Below are 16,321 nucleotides of genomic sequence, written 5' to 3' on the forward strand. Positions count from 1 at the left end.
CCGAACACTTTCCTTCTGTCCGGCAGGTGCAATTTTTAAAATTTGACTTTTTGAACAATACTGGTTATTTAATTAAGTTTTGATTATTACACTCTAACGGAGTTGTTACATATCATGGTAAAATTTGATTTTAAACTTGATTTTAAAAAAGGCAATGGATTGATTCCTGCTATTGCACAGGATTACAAAACAGGGGAAGTCCTGATGCTTGCCTATATGAATGAACAAGCCTTTAATGAAACTATGAAGAGTGGAAAAGCCACATACTATAGCCGATCAAGGAATGTATTGTGGAAAAAAGGGGAAATATCCGGCCATGTGCAGAATGTAAAGGAAATCCGGGTGGATTGTGATAATGATACCATCCTTTTAAAGGTGGACCAGGTGGGTGGTGCCGCTTGCCATAAAGGGTATAAGAGCTGTTTTTTTTCAAAAGTGGAAGATAATGATTTAAAAATAGTAGAATCGAAAATTTTTGATCCAAAAGAGGTATATAAATAATGGAAAAAATATTGAAATTAGGAATTCCCAAGGGAAGCCTTCAGAATGCAACCATAAATCTTTTTAACCGGTCCGGGTGGAAAATCAGTCTCGAAGGGAGAAGTTACTTCCCCGATATAAACGATGACGCCATTGAATGCGCCATGTGCCGTGCCCAGGAGATGTCCATCAATGTTGAAAGTGGCGTCATCGATGCCGGATTGACAGGCCTTGACTGGATTGCAGAGCATGAATCCGATGTCCATGTGGTGACCGATCTTATCTATTCAAAAGTCAGTGCCCGACCTGCAAGATGGGTGATTGCCGTTGCAAATGATTCCCCCGTAAAAACCCTTGAGGACCTTGCAGGTAAAACCATTTCCACTGAGCTTGTAAAATTTACAAAACGGTTTTTTAAAGACCGGAATATTGATGTAAACATAAAATTTTCCTGGGGTGCCACAGAGGCTAAAATTGTTTCAGGCCTTGCAGATGCCATTGTGGAGATCACGGAAACCGAGAGTACGATAAGGGCTCATAATTTAAGGGTGATCCATGAAGTCATGGTAACAAACACCCAATTGATTGCAAATAAGACAGCCTGGAAAAGTCCTGCGAAAAGAGAGAAGATAGAACAGATCGCCATGTTGCTGCAAGGGGCACTCGTTGCTGAAAAGCTGGTGGGAATAAAAATGAATGTGCCTGAAAATAAAATTGCAAAGGTTGTTTCGCTTCTGCCGAGTCTGAATGCTCCCACCATAGCGTCTTTATATCAATCCGACTGGTTTGCTGTTGAAACCATTATTGATACGGGACTGGTCAGAGATTTGATTCCACAATTATTAAAAGCTGGCGCAGAAGGAATTATTGAATATCCGTTAAACAAGGTACTCTAAATGAAACCCGCTGACAGATGTGAAAAGATAACGCCTTTTATTGTTATGGAGATCCTTGAAAAGATCCATAAAATGGAAGCATCCGGTATTGATGTCATCCATATGGAGATCGGAGAGCCTGATTTTAATGTGCCCGCCTGTGTTAATAAGGTCGCCATTGAAGCTTTTTCCAAAAATGAGACACACTATACCCACAGCCTGGGTGATATCCGGCTGAGGGAGGCCATCAGCGAATATCATAAAATAACCTATAACACGACCATTGATACCGGGCAGATTCTGGTGACCTCAGGCACTTCTCCGGCTATGCTGCTTTTGTTTTCCGTCCTTGTAAATCCCGGGGATGAGATTATTATTTCTGATCCACACTATGCCTGCTATGCAAATTTCATCAATTATGTTCAAGGGGTTCCGGTGACGGTTCAGGTCCTGGAAGAAGAAGGGTTTATTTATACTCCTGAAGCAATAAAAGAGAAAATCACGTCTAAAACCCGTGCTATATTCATCAATTCCCCCTCCAATCCAACGGGAAATGTTATTCCAAAAGACAGAATGCAGCAGATTGTGGATATTGCAGAAGCCAACAACCTTTATGTGATTTCAGATGAAATTTATCACGGGCTTGTCTATGAAGGAAAAGAACATTCAATTTTTGAGTTTACAGATAACGCTTTTGTGTTGAACGGCTTTTCAAAACTTTTTGCCATGACCGGCCTGCGTCTTGGATATCTGATAGCGCCACCTGAATTTGTCCGGGCGTTACAGATTCTTCAGCAGAATTTTTTCATTTGTGCAAATTCCGTGGCTCAGCTTGCAGGTGCAGCAGCTTTAAAAGGTGCCCATAAAGAGACCCGGGTCATGAAAGAGACGTACAACAAGCGCCGCATCTATGTCATTGAGAGATTAAAGAAAATGGGGCTTGGGATTACCATTGAACCCACAGGTGCATTCTATGTGTTTGCCAATGCAAAACACATCTCAACCGATTCATATGCCCTTGCCTTTGATATTCTGGAAAAAGCCCATGTCGGGGTCACCCCGGGGATTGATTTTGGGGCAAACGGGGAAGGGTACTTACGATTTTCCTATGCAAATTCCATGGAGAATCTGAAAATTGGCTTAGATCGTATGGAAGGTTATTTAAAAAACTTGTCATGATGATTAAAACTGTCGAGTTCGTTAAGAGTGCTGTTAAGCCATCCCAGTACCCGGAGTATGATTTTCCGGAAATTGCTTTTGCGGGCCGATCCAATGTAGGCAAGTCCTCTTTGATCAATACACTGATCCAGAGAAAGAGTATGGTGAAAACGAGCTCAAAACCGGGATGTACTCAGCTCATCAATTTTTTTCTGGTTAATGAAACGCTTTCTTTTGTGGATCTTCCAGGGTATGGCTATGCTAAAGTATCAAAAAAAATCAGGTCTCAATGGCAGCCAATGGTTAACCTGTATCTTTCCCAGCGCAAAAGTCTTTTTGGGTTGATTCTATTGATAGATATTAGAAGAGATCCGGCCAAAGAAGAATTTGATATGATGGAATGGCTGGAAGCCCATGAAATACCATATCTGGTGGTTTTAACAAAATCTGATAAATTGTCAAAAACAAAGCAGCAGAAAAGGCTCTTTTCTATTTGCTCCCAAATGAACCGGGAAAAGAACAATGTTATTCTTTTTTCAACAAGGACAAAAAAAGGAAGAGATACCATTTTAGAGGAAATTGAGAATTTAATGGGTGGGTATAATGAATAAGAAAGAAGAAAATAATATCCGATCAGGATTTGTGGGAATCATCGGCGCTCCCAATGCAGGAAAATCCACTTTGCTCAACCAGGTGCTGGGTCAGAAAATTTCCATCACATCCAAAAAACCTCAGACAACCCGGGATAGAATTCTTGGTATTGTTAACAGGCCGTTATCCCAGATTATTTTCGTTGATACACCGGGGATACATAAGAGTACAACCCTGTTGAACAAGAGAATTGTTGGTCAGGCCATGCTGGCTTTAGAAGATGTGGATGTGATCCTGTTTATGGTAGACGCTTCATCCAGAAATTATTCAGCAGAGAAACTGATCATATCGCAATTGAAAAAAACACCTAAAATTATTGTCCTTGCGTTGAATAAAATTGATCTGGTTAAAAAGGCACAGATCTATAGCCTTGTTGAGGAATTTCAACAATTGCATGACTTTAAAGCCATTATTCCGATTTCAGCTAAAAATAATATCCAGATAAAAAACATACTTGAAGAAGTCGAAGGATCATTAGCAAAAGGTCCCAGGCTGTTCCCTGAAGAGACATTTACGGATGTGTCTGAAAAATTTATGGTCAAAGAGATAATAAGGGAAAAAGTATTTCGGTTAACAGGGATGGAGATCCCTTATTCAAGCGCGGTTACTGTGGATTCTTTTGAAGTGGAAAAAAAGCTGATTGTCATCCATGCCAGTATCCATGTCATCAGGGATTCTCAAAAGGGTATCATTATTGGGAAAAGAGGTTCCATGCTGTCAAAAATTGGGACTAAGGCAAGAAAAGATATTGAACAAATGACCGGGCAAAAGGTACTGCTAAAATTGTTTGTAAAAGTGACAAAGAACTGGGTCGACAATAGAAGGATTTTGGACGAGTTTGGTTACTAAACCCATGGATCAGTTTTTTACTTTCACAGATGAAGTCTTTTTAAAAAAAGAACGGGATAAGGCAAGAAAACTACGATCAAGTCAATGGTGGAAGCGGAAACGCGCTTTGGGAATTTGTCATTATTGTAAAAATATTTTTTTGCCAAAAGAACTCACCATGGATCATGTCATTCCTTTAGCCCGTGGCGGGAGGTCGGAAAAGTTTAATCTTGTGCCATGCTGCAAAGACTGTAATACGAAAAAAAAGCAGCTCCTTCCTTCGGAATGGGAAGAGTATATGACTTTCCTGAAAAAATAAACAGCGGGATAGAGTTTTCCTGCCCGCTGTTTATTTTGAAATTTAAGATAAGCTTATTTTTTATTGCAAAGCCTGTGAATGGTTTGTGCATGCCATTCTCCACGGCCGGAGAATGTGGGTTGACCTAACTCAACCAAACGGCTTGCAACCATGTCAAATGTGGCACCTTCGGCTCTCATGCTGTGGATGATATCCATGACAGTTTTACGGCTGAGAAGTTTTGGGTCGGCTGAAGCATTTTTTTCATTCTTTTTTGCCACGATTTTTTTTCTTTTTCGAATGATCGTTTTTTTAGGTTCGATATTTTCAACAGGCGTTTTAACAGGCTTTTTAACAGGCTTTTTAACAGATTCAGTGATGTCAGGTTCAGTGATGTCAGATTCAGTGATGTCAGATTTCGGTTTTTGGGAGGTTACATAATGGTGTTCAAAAGTTTTTTTATAGGCACTATTTTTTATAGGCACTGGTACCTTTCCGGGATCGATATTCAGATGATCTACAATTTTTTCAATGGCAATGGCCTGGCGTTCCAGCATATCTATAGTTCTTTCCTGGGCATTTATCATGTAATCCTGATTTTTTGCCAGGATTTCAAAATGGCTGCCTAAGCTTTCAATGGCTTCTGCTAACATGATTATTGTTGAAGTATCATCCATTGGGGGCTGATTTCCAGCTTGCTGTGGAGCAGGGGATTTTTTCATGTACTGGTTTCTGGTGTTCTGGTATCCGCCAGAAGAAGGAAACCTGGGGGGACTGGTGTAATGATAGGAATTATCATAGTTTTTACGCGTTTTGGGTGTTTGTTGTTTTCCAGCCTGGCCATTACGAAGGCTTTGTAAAAAATCATTCATTTAGTTCATATCCTCCTCGGACTATATAAAAATGTCAAAAATGGTGATACCAAATTTGATTAAAATCGTTTAAATTTTTCAACCCATTGATTTTTAAAGGAAAATTCAAAATTTCTTTAATGTCAGCGTAATACTAGAGTCAGGTATTTATCCTGTTTTTCCAAACTTTTGTCAAGCTTTTTTTACGATTTTTCAAATGGCGACAAGGGTGCGCCTTTTCGTAGTTTTTAATCGTAGTTTTTAATCGTTTGAAACATGATTTTCTTTATGATAAAATTTATTATTTGATAATTTTTATGAATAGTGAGGGGGAAATTAGTATGATTGAAAATAAAACCTATAAGACCAATTATAAAATTGAAGATCCAAGTATTGTAAAGACTGATCTTTTAGAATCCTTACCATACGCCTATAAATCAAAACGAAGTATTGATATCATCATTAAGCAGCCAGAATATACGTCGGTATGTCCAATGACAGGCCTGCCGGATAATGGCTGCATCACGATAAAGTACCAACCTGATGAGACCATTGTTGAACTGAAGTCATTAAAATACTATTTGTTGCAATTTAGAAACGTCGGCATGTTTTATGAACATGTGGTCAACAAGATCCTTGATGATCTGGTTCAGGTTTTAAAGCCCTTAAGAATGGAAGTCACAGGTGAATTTACACCCAGAGGAGGAGTCAGTTCCATAGCAACAGCCGTTTATGAAAAAGAATAAAAGTCTACGCCATACCGGTTTCAAATTCTTTGATGAGCGTCAGTACATGATTCTTTGAATTGATGCGGGATATATTTTTTCTAAAATTAGAACTCCCGGGCATTCCTTTTACAAACCATGAAAGCCTGCCTCGAAGCATTTTGCAGGCAGGCTTTTCTCCAAAATAAGTCACATACATCTCGGTCAACCGCTCCATTGTCCTGAACATGTCGTAATTTGAAGGGATTTTATAAGATCCGGTAGCAAGAAAATCATCAATCTGGGACAGGATAAATGGATTTTTCATGGCAGCTCGCCCAACCATGACAGCATCACATCCGGTCTGTGTGACCATTTTTTGAGCATCTTCAACAGTGTTAATGTCGCCATTGCCAATAACAGGAATAGACAATTGCTGCTTTAATTCTTTAATTAAGTCCCAGTTTGCCTTGCCTTTAAATCCCTGGCTTGCGGTTCTGGGATGCATGACAATGGCATCAACTCCTGTATCCTGAGCGATTTGTGCAAGGTTGAATGCCTGTTGACCTGAAGGGTCCCATCCAGACCGTAATTTTATTGTCAGCGGCAGATCAATTGCCTTTCGGACGGCCGTTAAGATTGTTTTACTTAGTTCGGGGTCTTTCATCAATGCAACCCCGGCCCCCTGTTTTACGACCTTTTTCACACTGCATCCAAAGTTAATATCGATAATATTGGCAACTTTCAGGTCCTGTACAACTTTTGCACCTTTTGCCATGGAGTCGGGATCAGAGCCGAACAATTGAACAGACAGGGGCTGTTCTTCTTTTTTAGAAGATAAAAGATCCAGGGTTTTTTCAGAGTTATAAAAAATACCTTTGGCGCTGACCATTTCAGAACAGACAACAGCACAACCGCATTCTTTTACAAGAAGTCGGAACGGCAGGTTGGTAATTCCTGCAAGGGGAGCTAAAAAGGTTTTTCCGTTTATAGACAGGTCTTTAATTTTCATTGAATTTTAGTTTTTTTAATGAAGGTATCAATTTGAGGGTTTGCATAGCAAAAAAGACAATTATGGAAACATGGATGTTCTTCATACGATCCAATATCAATGGATTTAGTGCAGTTACACCCCTGTTTTGAGCGTTGGCCGTAGTCTCTTTTAATTTCAGGGTGACCCCTAAAGAGTGTTTTTAACAAATTGCCGTCTACACATGAATTTTGTTGAATCCTTGTATCGGCATCAAGATTTGAGAATAATTCTTTTTCACAACACAGATAAAGCGTTATGCCAGTTGTTGCCAAATGTTTTTCCATTCGATGAATCACTGCTTTTTTTTTATCCATGGACGGATCAGCAAAAAAAACAGTCTGATGATTTTTTTGGCATAAAAATTTAAGTCTTCTCTGGATCTTGGCGTAGTTGTCAAAAAAACTTGTGACACATTTTTTGATGCCGAATTTTGATGCCTTTGCTGCTATCATGGTAAAGTCTGAAAGATTGTTTTTTGCCGGGCCGCTGTCGTCTGTTTCATAAAAACAAATGGGGTCAAACCGCCAGGATATTTTTTCAGGTCCAAAGAGGGAGGCAAGTTCGCTTAATTGTTCAAGCCTTTTTTTTAAGGGTGGCAGATTAGGCTCAAGTAAAGAGATTTCCGAATTTATTGTAAAATTGAAATAGAGATTGAATCCAAGTCGCGTCAGTTTTTCCCCCGCTTTAACTTTGATAAATGCATCATAGTTTTTTGACCAGAATACAATTGAATGAATTGAACCCCCGGACACCTCGACTTTTTTAATGGTTTTGTTGTATGGATTTTTTATGTTGAAAAATCCGAGTTTGATATGGTCCATGAACCAGTCCAGGTAGAAGGCGGGAATATCCGTTCTTCTTGAGGCAGATAAGATCTTATCCGGATTCCGGTTCATGATTCTTTTTCAAGCCGGGAAAAGAGATGATCTTGGCTTGTTCCTTTTTTCCGGAGCCAATATTTTTTTTGGTTTTCTGATCGGAAGGATTGTCTGGCTTTGATAATGGTAGATCTTCAATAGGGCTTTCAACCTTTTCTATTTTCATTTTTTTACCATTCATATGAAACTCCTGGCCATTAATATAGTCATCTTTTAAAGTCCATGTGACAAACTGCAAAGGGATTTGGAGCATTAGCAGTTTGATATGATACCAGTCTTTTTTTGCATCCGGCAGGATACTCTCCACCCTTGCAAAAGATATGGGCATATCTTCAAGATATATTAAGACAAGTTCATTAACAGCGGTCATAGCCCTCCCATCCGTTTTTATTTTTCTTGTCAATTGGCTTCATATAACATAATCTTTTCATTACTACAAAGAATGGAATGAAAAGATGACCCCTGTTGATGAAAAAAAATGGAAAATTTTTTTCCTTGTTGCAACCTCAATTTTTATGTCAACCCTGGATTCCAGTATTGTCAATGTCGCACTCCCTTATATGATGCAGGATTTGCAAACAGATATGCAAACCATTCAGTGGGTTGTCTTAATTTATCTTATGACCATTTCTTCTCTGCTTTTAACCTTTGGCAGGCTTTCTGATATTAAAGGCAGGAGATCTGTGTATGTCCTGGGGTTTGCTATATTTGTGGCTGGTTCTCTATTATGTGGTATGGCCCGAACGCCTCAATTTTTAATTATTTCCAGGGCTGTACAAGGGTGTGGGGCTTCTATGCTGATGGCCTGTTCACCAGCCCTGATTGTAGATGTTTTCCCTGTTCAGGAGCGGGGAAAAGCACTTGGAATGATCGGGGCCGTGGTCGCTGCCGGGCTTACGACCGGACCGGTCGTTGGCGGGCTTATTCTTGAATATCTCTCTTGGCGGTTCATTTTTTATATCAATATTCCCATTGGGATCGCTGCCGCCATAGGCGGAATATTTATTTTAAAAAGCGTTCATACGGCCCAGGGAAGCTATGAGCCCATGGATAAAACAGGAAGTGTTTTATTGATCATTATAATATCAAGCCTGATTATTTTTTTGACACAATTGTCCAAGTGGGGGATAGCTTCAATTCTGTCCCTCTCATTTGCAGGCCTTTGCATCCTGGCAAGTATCTGTTTTGTGGCAAATGAGGCAAGATCGGACTATCCATTGTTTGATATGGAACTTTTGAAAATAAAATTATTTTTATTTCCTGTGATTTCTTCGGCTATTTTATTTGCGGCTCTTTTTGTTATTGTCTTTATGCTGCCGTTTTACCTGACATATCCCTGTGGTTTTTCCGCATCAAAAACAGGGTTGATCATGATCGTTCTTTTTTTGTTCCTTTTATTTGTAAGTCCCGTGTCAGGAATGCTGTATGATACGTTTGGTTCAAGGCGTTTATGCATGATTGGCATGAGTGTTTTGACATTGTCTCTGATTTCATTAATGCATATTCATCCGTCCATGGGTGTTTTATCAATTATGTGGCGGATTGCCCTTGCCGGAATCGGAACAGCGCTTTATGTGTCTCCCAATAATACGGCCATTATGAGTTGTGTGCCATTGTCAAGACGCGGAATAGCCTCCGGGGCTGTTGCTACGGCCAGGAATATCGGGATGGTGATCGGAGTTGCGCTGGCCGGATTGATTTTTACAAGTTCTTTTTCAACGCTTACAAATGGCTCAACCCTTGAAAATTATCTGGCAGCAATGGAACCTTTTTTTATGATCAGTTTTAAGCGAACAATGGCTATGGGTGCTGTCCTTTCAGTTTTTGGAATAGTTGTAACCTTTGCCAGGGGCAAAGAACGCTGAATAAAGAATGATTCCGCCAGGAGGAGGGGTGTATGGCACAATCGAACACGAAAAATTTATCAGTTTTGGATCAACCTCAAGTTTTGAGGTATCTTTTCCATCCGCGATTTGAAGACAGCTTAAGGCAGACAAGAAACAACCGGGCTGACATAATGATCCCGGTTGACGAAGGGATTCAGGTGGGTGCGTCATTTCATTTTGTAAAGAATGATGCACCTGTGATACTTTTTTTCCATGGCAACGGGGAAATTGTTTCCGATTATGACGATTTCGGATGTCTGTATAATGATATAGGTATTAATTTTTTAGTCGTAGATTACCGGGGATATGGAAGATCAACAGGCAGCCCATCTGTCACATCAATGATGAAGGATTGCCTCAGGATTTTTGATTTTGTCCTGGCGTATATGTCAACTATGAAATTGACCGGCCCTCTCTGTGTTATGGGAAGATCTTTGGGCAGTGCATCAGCAATTGAACTTTGTGCTACAAGAGCAAATGATTTTAAATGTCTGATGATTGAAAGTGGATTTGCCTGGGCGGCACCATTGCTGCAGAAGCTTGGTATTAATCCTCAGATCATCGGCTTTAAGGAAGAACTGGGTTTTGAAAATATCGATAAAATTAAAACATTTTCAAAACCCTTTCTTTTGATTCATGCTCAATTTGATCACATTATTCCATTTTCAGATGGCCAGGCGCTCTTTGATGCATGTGCTTCAAGCGATAAAACACTTTTGGAGATCAAGGGGGCAAATCATAATGATATTTTTATGAGAGGAATGGGCCAATACCTGGAACATATTAAAAAGATCTGTCTTTAGCGTTGTTTATTTTTCCATAAAGGGAACGATAAAGATCGGAACGCCGGACCGTTTCAATACCTTTCTTACCACATGGTCTCCCATGGCTTCTGCCAGGAGGCCTTGTTGTTTGCACCCCATGACGATCAAGTCGCATTCTTCCTCTTTAGCCGTTGATGTGATTTCATCGGCAATGGAACGACCTTCAGCCACCAGAATTTTCGAAATCAGGGAATGATTTTCAGATGCGTCTTTGTTCTGTTCGGCACCTTCAAAAAAGCCGGCAATGGCCTGACGGATTTTCAGGGCATCAATATTTTTTCCTATCAGGATGTCTCTTGCCCCATTTCGATGCTTTGATTTTAAGTTTTCATATAATTGTTCGCCAAACGCCATTTGGATTCGTTTTTCAGAATGCTGAGTTTCTTCCATCACATGAAGAACGACGATATTTGCATTATTGCGGATGGCCAAAGTAGCAGCATGCTCAAAAACCTGCTTCATACTGGCAGAAAGATCAGATGCAAAAAGGATGTTTTTTGTTGGTTGAATCATTTTCAGTACTCCCGTATTTTTATTTAAGGAATGGTTATTTTAGCGTTTTATCACATATATTAATTAATTGGGCGTGTAATCAGCTCTCTTTTTTAACTCTTTGCCACATTTAAAGAAGGGAAGCTTTTTAGAATCAATCCGGACAGTTTCTCCGGTTTTCGGATTTCTGCCGGTATAGGATTTATATTCTTTCAGATAAAAGGACCATAGCCCCCTCAGTTCGACTCGATTCCCATCTGTCAGGGCATTTGTCATCTCTAAAAAAAATAAATTCACGACGTCAGTTGCTTCATTTTGACTCAGAGAACATCTGTTTTTCAGTGTTTCAATCAATTTAAGCTTATTCACTTATTATCTCCATATTATTAATATACACTAAAAATTATTCTATATGTATAATAAAAAAATTAATGATAACACAATAGGTAAAAGCTCCTATCTATTTATTAAATTCAAGTTCAGCGTTGAAAAAGCGTTTCACCATGTCCTGGTATTTAGCGATAGAGTTGGTTTTCAGTATGTTTTTAAGCGGTTTTCTGCTTTGCTTAAAGGATGCAAGATAGCTCCAGAATCCTTTCATTCGTCCGGTTAAATGAGCCGGTCCAGAGAATATTTTTTTATAACTGTCAAAAAGATCGTCATGAAAATCTTTTAATCGTTCAATTTGATCTTTCTTTACGATAATTTGTTTTATATTTTCTGCAAGGAATGGGTTGGAAAGAATTCCCCGGCCAATCATGAACCGTCTGATATGGGGGAATTTTTTTTGAACGGCATAAAATGAATTTAAATCCGTTATATCACCGTTATAAGTGAGCGGGTGCCGGCTGCAAAGAAGTGTTTTCTCAAATGCATCATGATCTGGTGTCCCCTCATACATTTGTAGCCCGGTTCTGGGGTGAAGAATGATTTCATCTAAGGGATATTTATCCAAAACAGGTAAGACCTTGAAAATTTCATCTTTTGATCTTCTGCCTAACCGGACTTTTATAGAAAGTGTATTTGAAATTTTGGATAACACGGTATCCAGAAAGGTATCAATTTCCTCAGGATACATTAAAAGCCCTGACCCCCTCTTTTTTTTTGCAATTTTTGAATGGGGACAGCCCAGGTTCCAATTTATTTTTTGATGACCCATTTCATAAAGGTGATCAGCAAGAAATATGAAGTCTTTGGCAACATTTCCAAGAATTTGAGGAACTACAAAAAGTTTCTTGTTATTTTCAGGATCGACATCTTTTATTCTGGAGGGTTTTAATCGCATCTGGCCCATGGTTGAAATGAATGGAGCCACCGCCTCATCAACACCTGAAAAATGATCTGAGAATACATTTCGATAGGTGACGTCGGTAAAACCCTGGAGCGGAGCAAGTATTATGGTTGTATCGGTTTTTTTCATATATGGCGGCTAATTTTGATTAATAGTTTAAATTCACAAGAAATCAGAAATAAACTTTGACAAACATTGTGGTGATAACTTATACAATCAAGTGTTTTAGTCAAATCTTATAACGAACATTAAATAAGAATGCAAGGAGTGTTTCAAAGGTATGAAAGAGTTTTTCAAAGAGGTTATCCGGATAAATATGATGGAAGAAACCCTGGACAAGGAAGATTGCGCCAGAAAACTGTTTGCCCGGTTAAATGCCATGGAACCGCCTGAATATTTTAATTGGGCCGCTGACATATTTGAAGATCTTCATGTCAAGGGAAATCCTGAAAAAAAAGCCTTGATCTGGACAGATATCGATACTTTGGAGACCAAAACTTATTCTTACAGAACCTTATCGCAAAAGGCAAATCAACTGATAAATTTCTTTTTAAAATCAGGGGTCGAAAAAGGGGATAATCTCTATATGATGAGTCCCGTCTTACCTGAAAGCTGGTTTGCGGGACTTGCCTGCATTAAGGCGGGAATGGTCAATGTTCCAACAGCAACTACAATGAGTCAAAGAGAGTTGGAATTCAGGTTTGAAACCTATCCTCCCAAGGCTATCGTGGCAGATGAAGATTCTGCATGCCTGATTGATAAAGCTCTTGAAGAAATAGATATTGAACCGAAACTTAAACTGGTTTTAGGACAAAAAGAGGGCTGGATATCATTTGATGCGATTGAAAATGAATCCCTTGAAGCTGAGACTGCAAAGACAAGATACGACGATATTCTTTTCTGCTTTTTCACTTCGGGGACAACCGGTCTTCCTAAAAGGGTCGGACACACAGCAATATCGTACCCGGTGGGACACTTGTCAACCACAGTGATGATTGGTATAAAGCCTGATGATGTCCATCATAACCTGAGTGCACCCGGATGGGCAAAATGGGCATGGTCCAGTTTTTTTGCCCCCTTTAATGTCGGTGCCACAACAACCGGGTTTAAATTTTCATTTCTGGATGGAGAACAATATCTTGATGCTGTTTCAAGGCATGGAGTGACAACGTTTTGTGCGCCTCCGACCGCCTGGAGAATGTTTGCGAACATGAATCTTGACTCTTTTAATCTGTCGTGTTTAAAGCAATCTGTCAGCGCCGGAGAACCCTTGAATCCCGATGTGATTGAAAAATGGAAAAACCATACCAACACAGAGATAAGGGACTTTTACGGTCAGACTGAATCCACAGCCATGATTGGAAACCCTCCCTGGATGAAGGGTAAAATGCGGTCAGGATCTTTTGGGCATCCTTCATTTATGTATGATGTGGCGTTGGCCGATAATGAAGGCAATGAGATCACTGAAGCGGACCAGGTGGGCCACATTGTGGTCAAACTCGATAAATGGCGGGCCATTGGGCTCTTTTCAGAATATATTGGCAGTCCTGAAAAAATGAGTTCCGTTTTCGTGGGTAATTATTATTATACCGGTGACCGGGCATCTTTTGATGAAGACGGGTATTGGTGGTTTGTGGGAAGAGCTGATGATGTGATTAAATCCTCGGATTACAGGATCGGTCCCTTTGAAGTTGAAAGTGCCCTTGTGGAATATCCTGCCGTAGCAGAAGTGGCAGTCATCGGTGCTCCTGATCCAAATCGATATCAGCTTGTTAAAGCCTATGTGATTTTAAATCCAAGTTATCAGGCTTCGAGGGAACTGGCGCTGAAACTTTTTAAACATACCATCACCATTTTACCCAAATTTAAAATCCCAAGAATCATAGAGTTTGTTCCTGAAATCCCAAAGACCATCAGTGGCAAAATCAGGCGAATTGAATTAAGACAAATTGAAATTGCCAAACAAGGGAATGCGGTTGATGAAGAAATTAAGGAATATTTTTACTGGGATTTTTCAGAACTGAATTCAAAAAAGAAATTTACATAAAAGACATTTTAACATCCACTTCGCCACTGCCGCTTCGTAAGAATTTTGCTGACGGATATTTTTTTTGGAACACATTGATCATTTTGCGGTTTTCAGCCAGAACCGTTGCTATAAATTGTTTGTAATTATTCTCCTTTGCAATGGTTTCAAGGATTTTAAGAAGATATGATCCAATCCCCATTCCATGGAGTTTTTCCTTAACAAGAAATGCCACTTCAGCGGAATCAGCATCAGCTTCAGCATAAGATCCAATAGCCACAATCTGTTTTCGTTTGCCCAACTGCATCAGTCCGATGATGGTCATGTTTCTCCGATAATCCACCAGGGCCCATTGTTTTTGAAGCATATCCCTTGAAAAGATTTTTCGTTTGTTAAAAAATCTGTAATAAATAGAGTCTTCCTGCAAAGAATAGTAAAAATGCCTGGATTCAAATTCATCAGACGGTAAAAGGGGTCTGAAATCAATGGTTTTTCCATTGGTCAGTTTTTTTGAATAGAGGTATTGATCCAGAAATAAAAGATCCTGGGTTGTCGGCGGGAGCTGATCCGGGAATATATAATGCCTTTTTTTAGCTTCTTCTATCAGATTTTTTCTGAATTTCGGGTGAGCAATCCGGGCAAGTTCCATTACCCGTTGATAGATGCTCTTCCTTCGCATCTCTGCAATGCCATACTCGGTCACAATAATATCAATATCTCCCCTGGTTGTTGCCACGCCGGCACCTTCACTTAAATGGGTGACGATTCTTGAAATTTCACCATTTTGAGCGGTTGACGGAATGATAATAATGGAAAAACCACCCTCTGACATGGCTGAACCCCTGATAAAGTCAACCTGGTCACCCATGCCGCTATAAAAAAGATACCCTTTTGAATCTGAACAGACCTGGCCTGTCAAATCCACCTCAAGGGCAGAACTGATGGAGATGAAATTATCATTTTTAGCAATTATATTGGGATCATTTACAAATTCAGAAGATTTAAAATAAAAAATGGGATTGTTGTCAACATAATCATATAATTCTTTAGAACCCATACACAGGGATGCAACAACCCTGTCCGGGAGGTATGATTTTTTTTTGTTGGTGATGACTTTTTTTTTAAATAAAGGTAAAAGGCCGTCTGTGACAACCTGTGTGTGGATACCTAAGTTTTTTTTGCCGGAAAGATAGGGAACAACGGCATCGGGCAGATGTCCAAAGCCAATTTGCAGCGTCGCACCGTCATCCACAAGCCTGTTGACATAATGGCCGATTCTTTCAACAATTTTCTGGTTTTTCATTTCCGGAAGAGATTCAAGTATGGGTTCTTTATGCTCTACAAGATAATCAATTTCATCAATATGGATAATACCGTCTCCCCATGTTCTGGGCATTTCAGGGTTGACCTGAGCAATGACAATCTCTGCATTTTTCATCCCGGAAAGGGTAATATCAACCGAGATACCCAAACTGCAATAACCGTGGTTATCCGGCGGACTGATCTGTATCAGGGCAACATCAAGTCCGATTTCATGGTTTTCAAAAATTTTAGGGATCTGTGACAGATAAACAGGAATATAATCGATTTTTCCTTCAAAAGCAGCTTGCCGCATTAAAAGAGAAATGAAAAATAATTTTATAGAGAATCTTGAAAGAAAATTTTCATCATTAACATATTTGGAAAGGGTAGCTGAAAGCATTTGATAGATAACAATATCCTGAATGGATAAATCTTCTACCATGGCCTTTATTAATTTCTGGGGTTCCCCACATCCGGTGCCGATAAAGACCCTTGAGCCGTTTTTTATTTTTTTGACGCTCTCCTGCGTTGTAAGCAGTTTGTCAGGGCAAACATTCCTAAGATCCATTCAATTTCTCCTGCCATGCCTGTAAAGAAGATTAAGTGCGCTAATTATTAAATAATTAAAAGGGTAAACCCCCGGCTTTGCCGGGGAGACTCCCAGAGTTTGACAATTCCGGGAATATACGAAAGTCTCCAATAACGTGAACCGCTCAAAGATCACAAAATAGGAGACTTTCGATG

18 protein-coding genes are annotated in these 16,321 nt (G+C 39.6%); 10 read left to right on the forward strand and 8 right to left on the reverse strand.

Translation table 11 applies throughout. The features are described from left to right. The first annotated feature begins 114 nt into the window (after window positions 1-114). Genes hisI through QAI40_RS03345 form a run of 6 tightly spaced genes read left to right on the forward strand, consistent with a single transcriptional unit; the run spans window position 115 to window position 4,311 of the window. Entirely contained in the window at window positions 115-501 is a 387-nt protein-coding gene (gene hisI / locus QAI40_RS03320) for a phosphoribosyl-AMP cyclohydrolase (protein ID WP_299977660.1), read from the forward strand. Further along, complete coding sequence (gene hisG / locus QAI40_RS03325; RefSeq protein ID WP_299977663.1) at window positions 501-1,376, forward strand: ATP phosphoribosyltransferase; 876 nt, start codon at window positions 501-503, stop codon at window positions 1,374-1,376. Before hisI ends, hisG begins: the two co-directional genes overlap by 1 nt. Continuing rightward, complete coding sequence (locus QAI40_RS03330; RefSeq protein ID WP_299977666.1) at window positions 1,377-2,534, forward strand: pyridoxal phosphate-dependent aminotransferase; 1,158 nt, start codon at window positions 1,377-1,379, stop codon at window positions 2,532-2,534. Then, window positions 2,531-3,124 (forward strand): ribosome biogenesis GTP-binding protein YihA/YsxC, encoded by a 594-nt coding sequence (yihA, locus tag QAI40_RS03335; RefSeq protein ID WP_299977669.1) that lies wholly within the window; start codon window positions 2,531-2,533, stop codon window positions 3,122-3,124. Before QAI40_RS03330 ends, yihA begins: the two co-directional genes overlap by 4 nt. Beyond that, complete coding sequence (era, locus tag QAI40_RS03340; RefSeq protein WP_299977673.1) at window positions 3,117-4,013, forward strand: GTPase Era; 897 nt, start codon at window positions 3,117-3,119, stop codon at window positions 4,011-4,013. Before yihA ends, era begins: the two co-directional genes overlap by 8 nt. Window positions 4,014-4,017: 4 nt before the next feature. Further along, window positions 4,018-4,311, forward strand: a complete 294-nt coding sequence (locus tag QAI40_RS03345; RefSeq protein ID WP_299977707.1) for an HNH endonuclease — start codon at window positions 4,018-4,020, stop codon at window positions 4,309-4,311. Between the two features lie 53 nt (window positions 4,312-4,364). Here the strand turns inward: QAI40_RS03345 and QAI40_RS03350 are convergent, their stop codons facing one another. Next, the gene (locus QAI40_RS03350; protein ID WP_304511453.1) at window positions 4,365-5,162 is read right to left on the reverse strand and encodes a hypothetical protein; all 798 of its coding nucleotides are present in this window, start codon (window positions 5,160-5,162) and stop codon (window positions 4,365-4,367) included. Between the two features lie 320 nt (window positions 5,163-5,482). Between QAI40_RS03350 and queF the strand changes: the two genes are divergently transcribed. Next, the gene (gene queF, locus QAI40_RS03355) at window positions 5,483-5,887 is read left to right on the forward strand and encodes a preQ(1) synthase (RefSeq protein ID WP_299977679.1); all 405 of its coding nucleotides are present in this window, start codon (window positions 5,483-5,485) and stop codon (window positions 5,885-5,887) included. Between the two features lie 4 nt (window positions 5,888-5,891). Here the strand turns inward: queF and dusB are convergent, their stop codons facing one another. The 3 genes from dusB to QAI40_RS03370 are packed head-to-tail and all read right to left on the reverse strand — an operon-like array spanning window position 5,892 to window position 8,126. Continuing rightward, window positions 5,892-6,857 (reverse strand): tRNA dihydrouridine synthase DusB, encoded by a 966-nt coding sequence (dusB, locus tag QAI40_RS03360; RefSeq protein ID WP_299977681.1) that lies wholly within the window; start codon window positions 6,855-6,857, stop codon window positions 5,892-5,894. After that, window positions 6,854-7,774, reverse strand: a complete 921-nt coding sequence (locus QAI40_RS03365) for a DUF1848 domain-containing protein (RefSeq protein WP_299977683.1) — start codon at window positions 7,772-7,774, stop codon at window positions 6,854-6,856. The genes dusB and QAI40_RS03365 overlap by 4 nt, the downstream gene beginning before the upstream one ends. Further along, on the reverse strand, window positions 7,755-8,126 hold the full coding sequence (locus tag QAI40_RS03370; protein ID WP_299977686.1) for a hypothetical protein: 372 nt from the start codon (window positions 8,124-8,126) through the stop codon (window positions 7,755-7,757). Before QAI40_RS03370 ends, QAI40_RS03365 begins: the two co-directional genes overlap by 20 nt. Window positions 8,127-8,211: 85 nt before the next feature. Here QAI40_RS03370 and QAI40_RS03375 point away from each other — a divergent pair, with 85 nt between their 5' ends. Then, window positions 8,212-9,621, forward strand: a complete 1,410-nt coding sequence (locus QAI40_RS03375) for an MFS transporter (RefSeq protein WP_299977688.1) — start codon at window positions 8,212-8,214, stop codon at window positions 9,619-9,621. Window positions 9,622-9,653: 32 nt separating this feature from the next. Further along, on the forward strand, window positions 9,654-10,445 hold the full coding sequence (locus QAI40_RS03380; RefSeq protein WP_299977691.1) for an alpha/beta hydrolase: 792 nt from the start codon (window positions 9,654-9,656) through the stop codon (window positions 10,443-10,445). Window positions 10,446-10,451: 6 nt separating this feature from the next. On the opposite strand, the gene QAI40_RS03385 is transcribed toward QAI40_RS03380, so the two are convergent. From QAI40_RS03385 to QAI40_RS03395, 3 genes are all read right to left on the reverse strand, one after another. Continuing rightward, the gene (locus QAI40_RS03385) at window positions 10,452-10,979 is read right to left on the reverse strand and encodes a universal stress protein (protein ID WP_299977694.1); all 528 of its coding nucleotides are present in this window, start codon (window positions 10,977-10,979) and stop codon (window positions 10,452-10,454) included. A gap of 63 nt (window positions 10,980-11,042) precedes the next feature. Further along, entirely contained in the window at window positions 11,043-11,327 is a 285-nt protein-coding gene (locus tag QAI40_RS03390; protein ID WP_299977696.1) for an HU family DNA-binding protein, read from the reverse strand. 91 nt (window positions 11,328-11,418) lie between these two features. Continuing rightward, the gene (locus tag QAI40_RS03395; RefSeq protein ID WP_299977698.1) at window positions 11,419-12,378 is read right to left on the reverse strand and encodes a tRNA-dihydrouridine synthase family protein; all 960 of its coding nucleotides are present in this window, start codon (window positions 12,376-12,378) and stop codon (window positions 11,419-11,421) included. Between the two features lie 151 nt (window positions 12,379-12,529). Between QAI40_RS03395 and QAI40_RS03400 the strand changes: the two genes are divergently transcribed. Then, on the forward strand, window positions 12,530-14,296 hold the full coding sequence (locus QAI40_RS03400) for an acyl-CoA synthetase (RefSeq protein ID WP_299977701.1): 1,767 nt from the start codon (window positions 12,530-12,532) through the stop codon (window positions 14,294-14,296). On the opposite strand, the gene QAI40_RS03405 is transcribed toward QAI40_RS03400, so the two are convergent. Further along, complete coding sequence (locus QAI40_RS03405; RefSeq protein ID WP_299977704.1) at window positions 14,289-16,145, reverse strand: GNAT family N-acetyltransferase; 1,857 nt, start codon at window positions 16,143-16,145, stop codon at window positions 14,289-14,291. The two genes, QAI40_RS03400 and QAI40_RS03405, sit on opposite strands and share 8 nt — an antisense overlap. Between the last annotated feature and the right edge of the window lie 176 nt (window positions 16,146-16,321).

Origin of the sequence: Desulfobacula sp. (genome assembly GCF_030611305.1) — a bacterium.
Lineage (GTDB): Bacteria > Desulfobacterota > Desulfobacteria > Desulfobacterales > Desulfobacteraceae > Desulfobacula.

Coding starts and splice junctions, on each gene's coding strand:
- hisI (WP_299977660.1), top strand. CDS start 115: ATGGTAAAATTTGATTTTAAACTTGATTTTAAAAAAGGCAATGGATTG.
- hisG (WP_299977663.1), top strand. CDS start 501: ATGGAAAAAATATTGAAATTAGGAATTCCCAAGGGAAGCCTTCAGAAT.
- QAI40_RS03330 (WP_299977666.1), top strand. CDS start 1,377: ATGAAACCCGCTGACAGATGTGAAAAGATAACGCCTTTTATTGTTATG.
- yihA (WP_299977669.1), top strand. CDS start 2,531: ATGATGATTAAAACTGTCGAGTTCGTTAAGAGTGCTGTTAAGCCATCC.
- era (WP_299977673.1), top strand. CDS start 3,117: ATGAATAAGAAAGAAGAAAATAATATCCGATCAGGATTTGTGGGAATC.
- QAI40_RS03345 (WP_299977707.1), top strand. CDS start 4,018: ATGGATCAGTTTTTTACTTTCACAGATGAAGTCTTTTTAAAAAAAGAA.
- QAI40_RS03350 (WP_304511453.1), bottom strand. CDS start 5,162: ATGAATGATTTTTTACAAAGCCTTCGTAATGGCCAGGCTGGAAAACAA.
- queF (WP_299977679.1), top strand. CDS start 5,483: ATGATTGAAAATAAAACCTATAAGACCAATTATAAAATTGAAGATCCA.
- dusB (WP_299977681.1), bottom strand. CDS start 6,857: ATGAAAATTAAAGACCTGTCTATAAACGGAAAAACCTTTTTAGCTCCC.
- QAI40_RS03365 (WP_299977683.1), bottom strand. CDS start 7,774: ATGAACCGGAATCCGGATAAGATCTTATCTGCCTCAAGAAGAACGGAT.
- QAI40_RS03370 (WP_299977686.1), bottom strand. CDS start 8,126: ATGACCGCTGTTAATGAACTTGTCTTAATATATCTTGAAGATATGCCC.
- QAI40_RS03375 (WP_299977688.1), top strand. CDS start 8,212: ATGACCCCTGTTGATGAAAAAAAATGGAAAATTTTTTTCCTTGTTGCA.
- QAI40_RS03380 (WP_299977691.1), top strand. CDS start 9,654: ATGGCACAATCGAACACGAAAAATTTATCAGTTTTGGATCAACCTCAA.
- QAI40_RS03385 (WP_299977694.1), bottom strand. CDS start 10,979: ATGATTCAACCAACAAAAAACATCCTTTTTGCATCTGATCTTTCTGCC.
- QAI40_RS03395 (WP_299977698.1), bottom strand. CDS start 12,378: ATGAAAAAAACCGATACAACCATAATACTTGCTCCGCTCCAGGGTTTT.
- QAI40_RS03400 (WP_299977701.1), top strand. CDS start 12,530: ATGAAAGAGTTTTTCAAAGAGGTTATCCGGATAAATATGATGGAAGAA.
- QAI40_RS03405 (WP_299977704.1), bottom strand. CDS start 16,145: ATGGATCTTAGGAATGTTTGCCCTGACAAACTGCTTACAACGCAGGAG.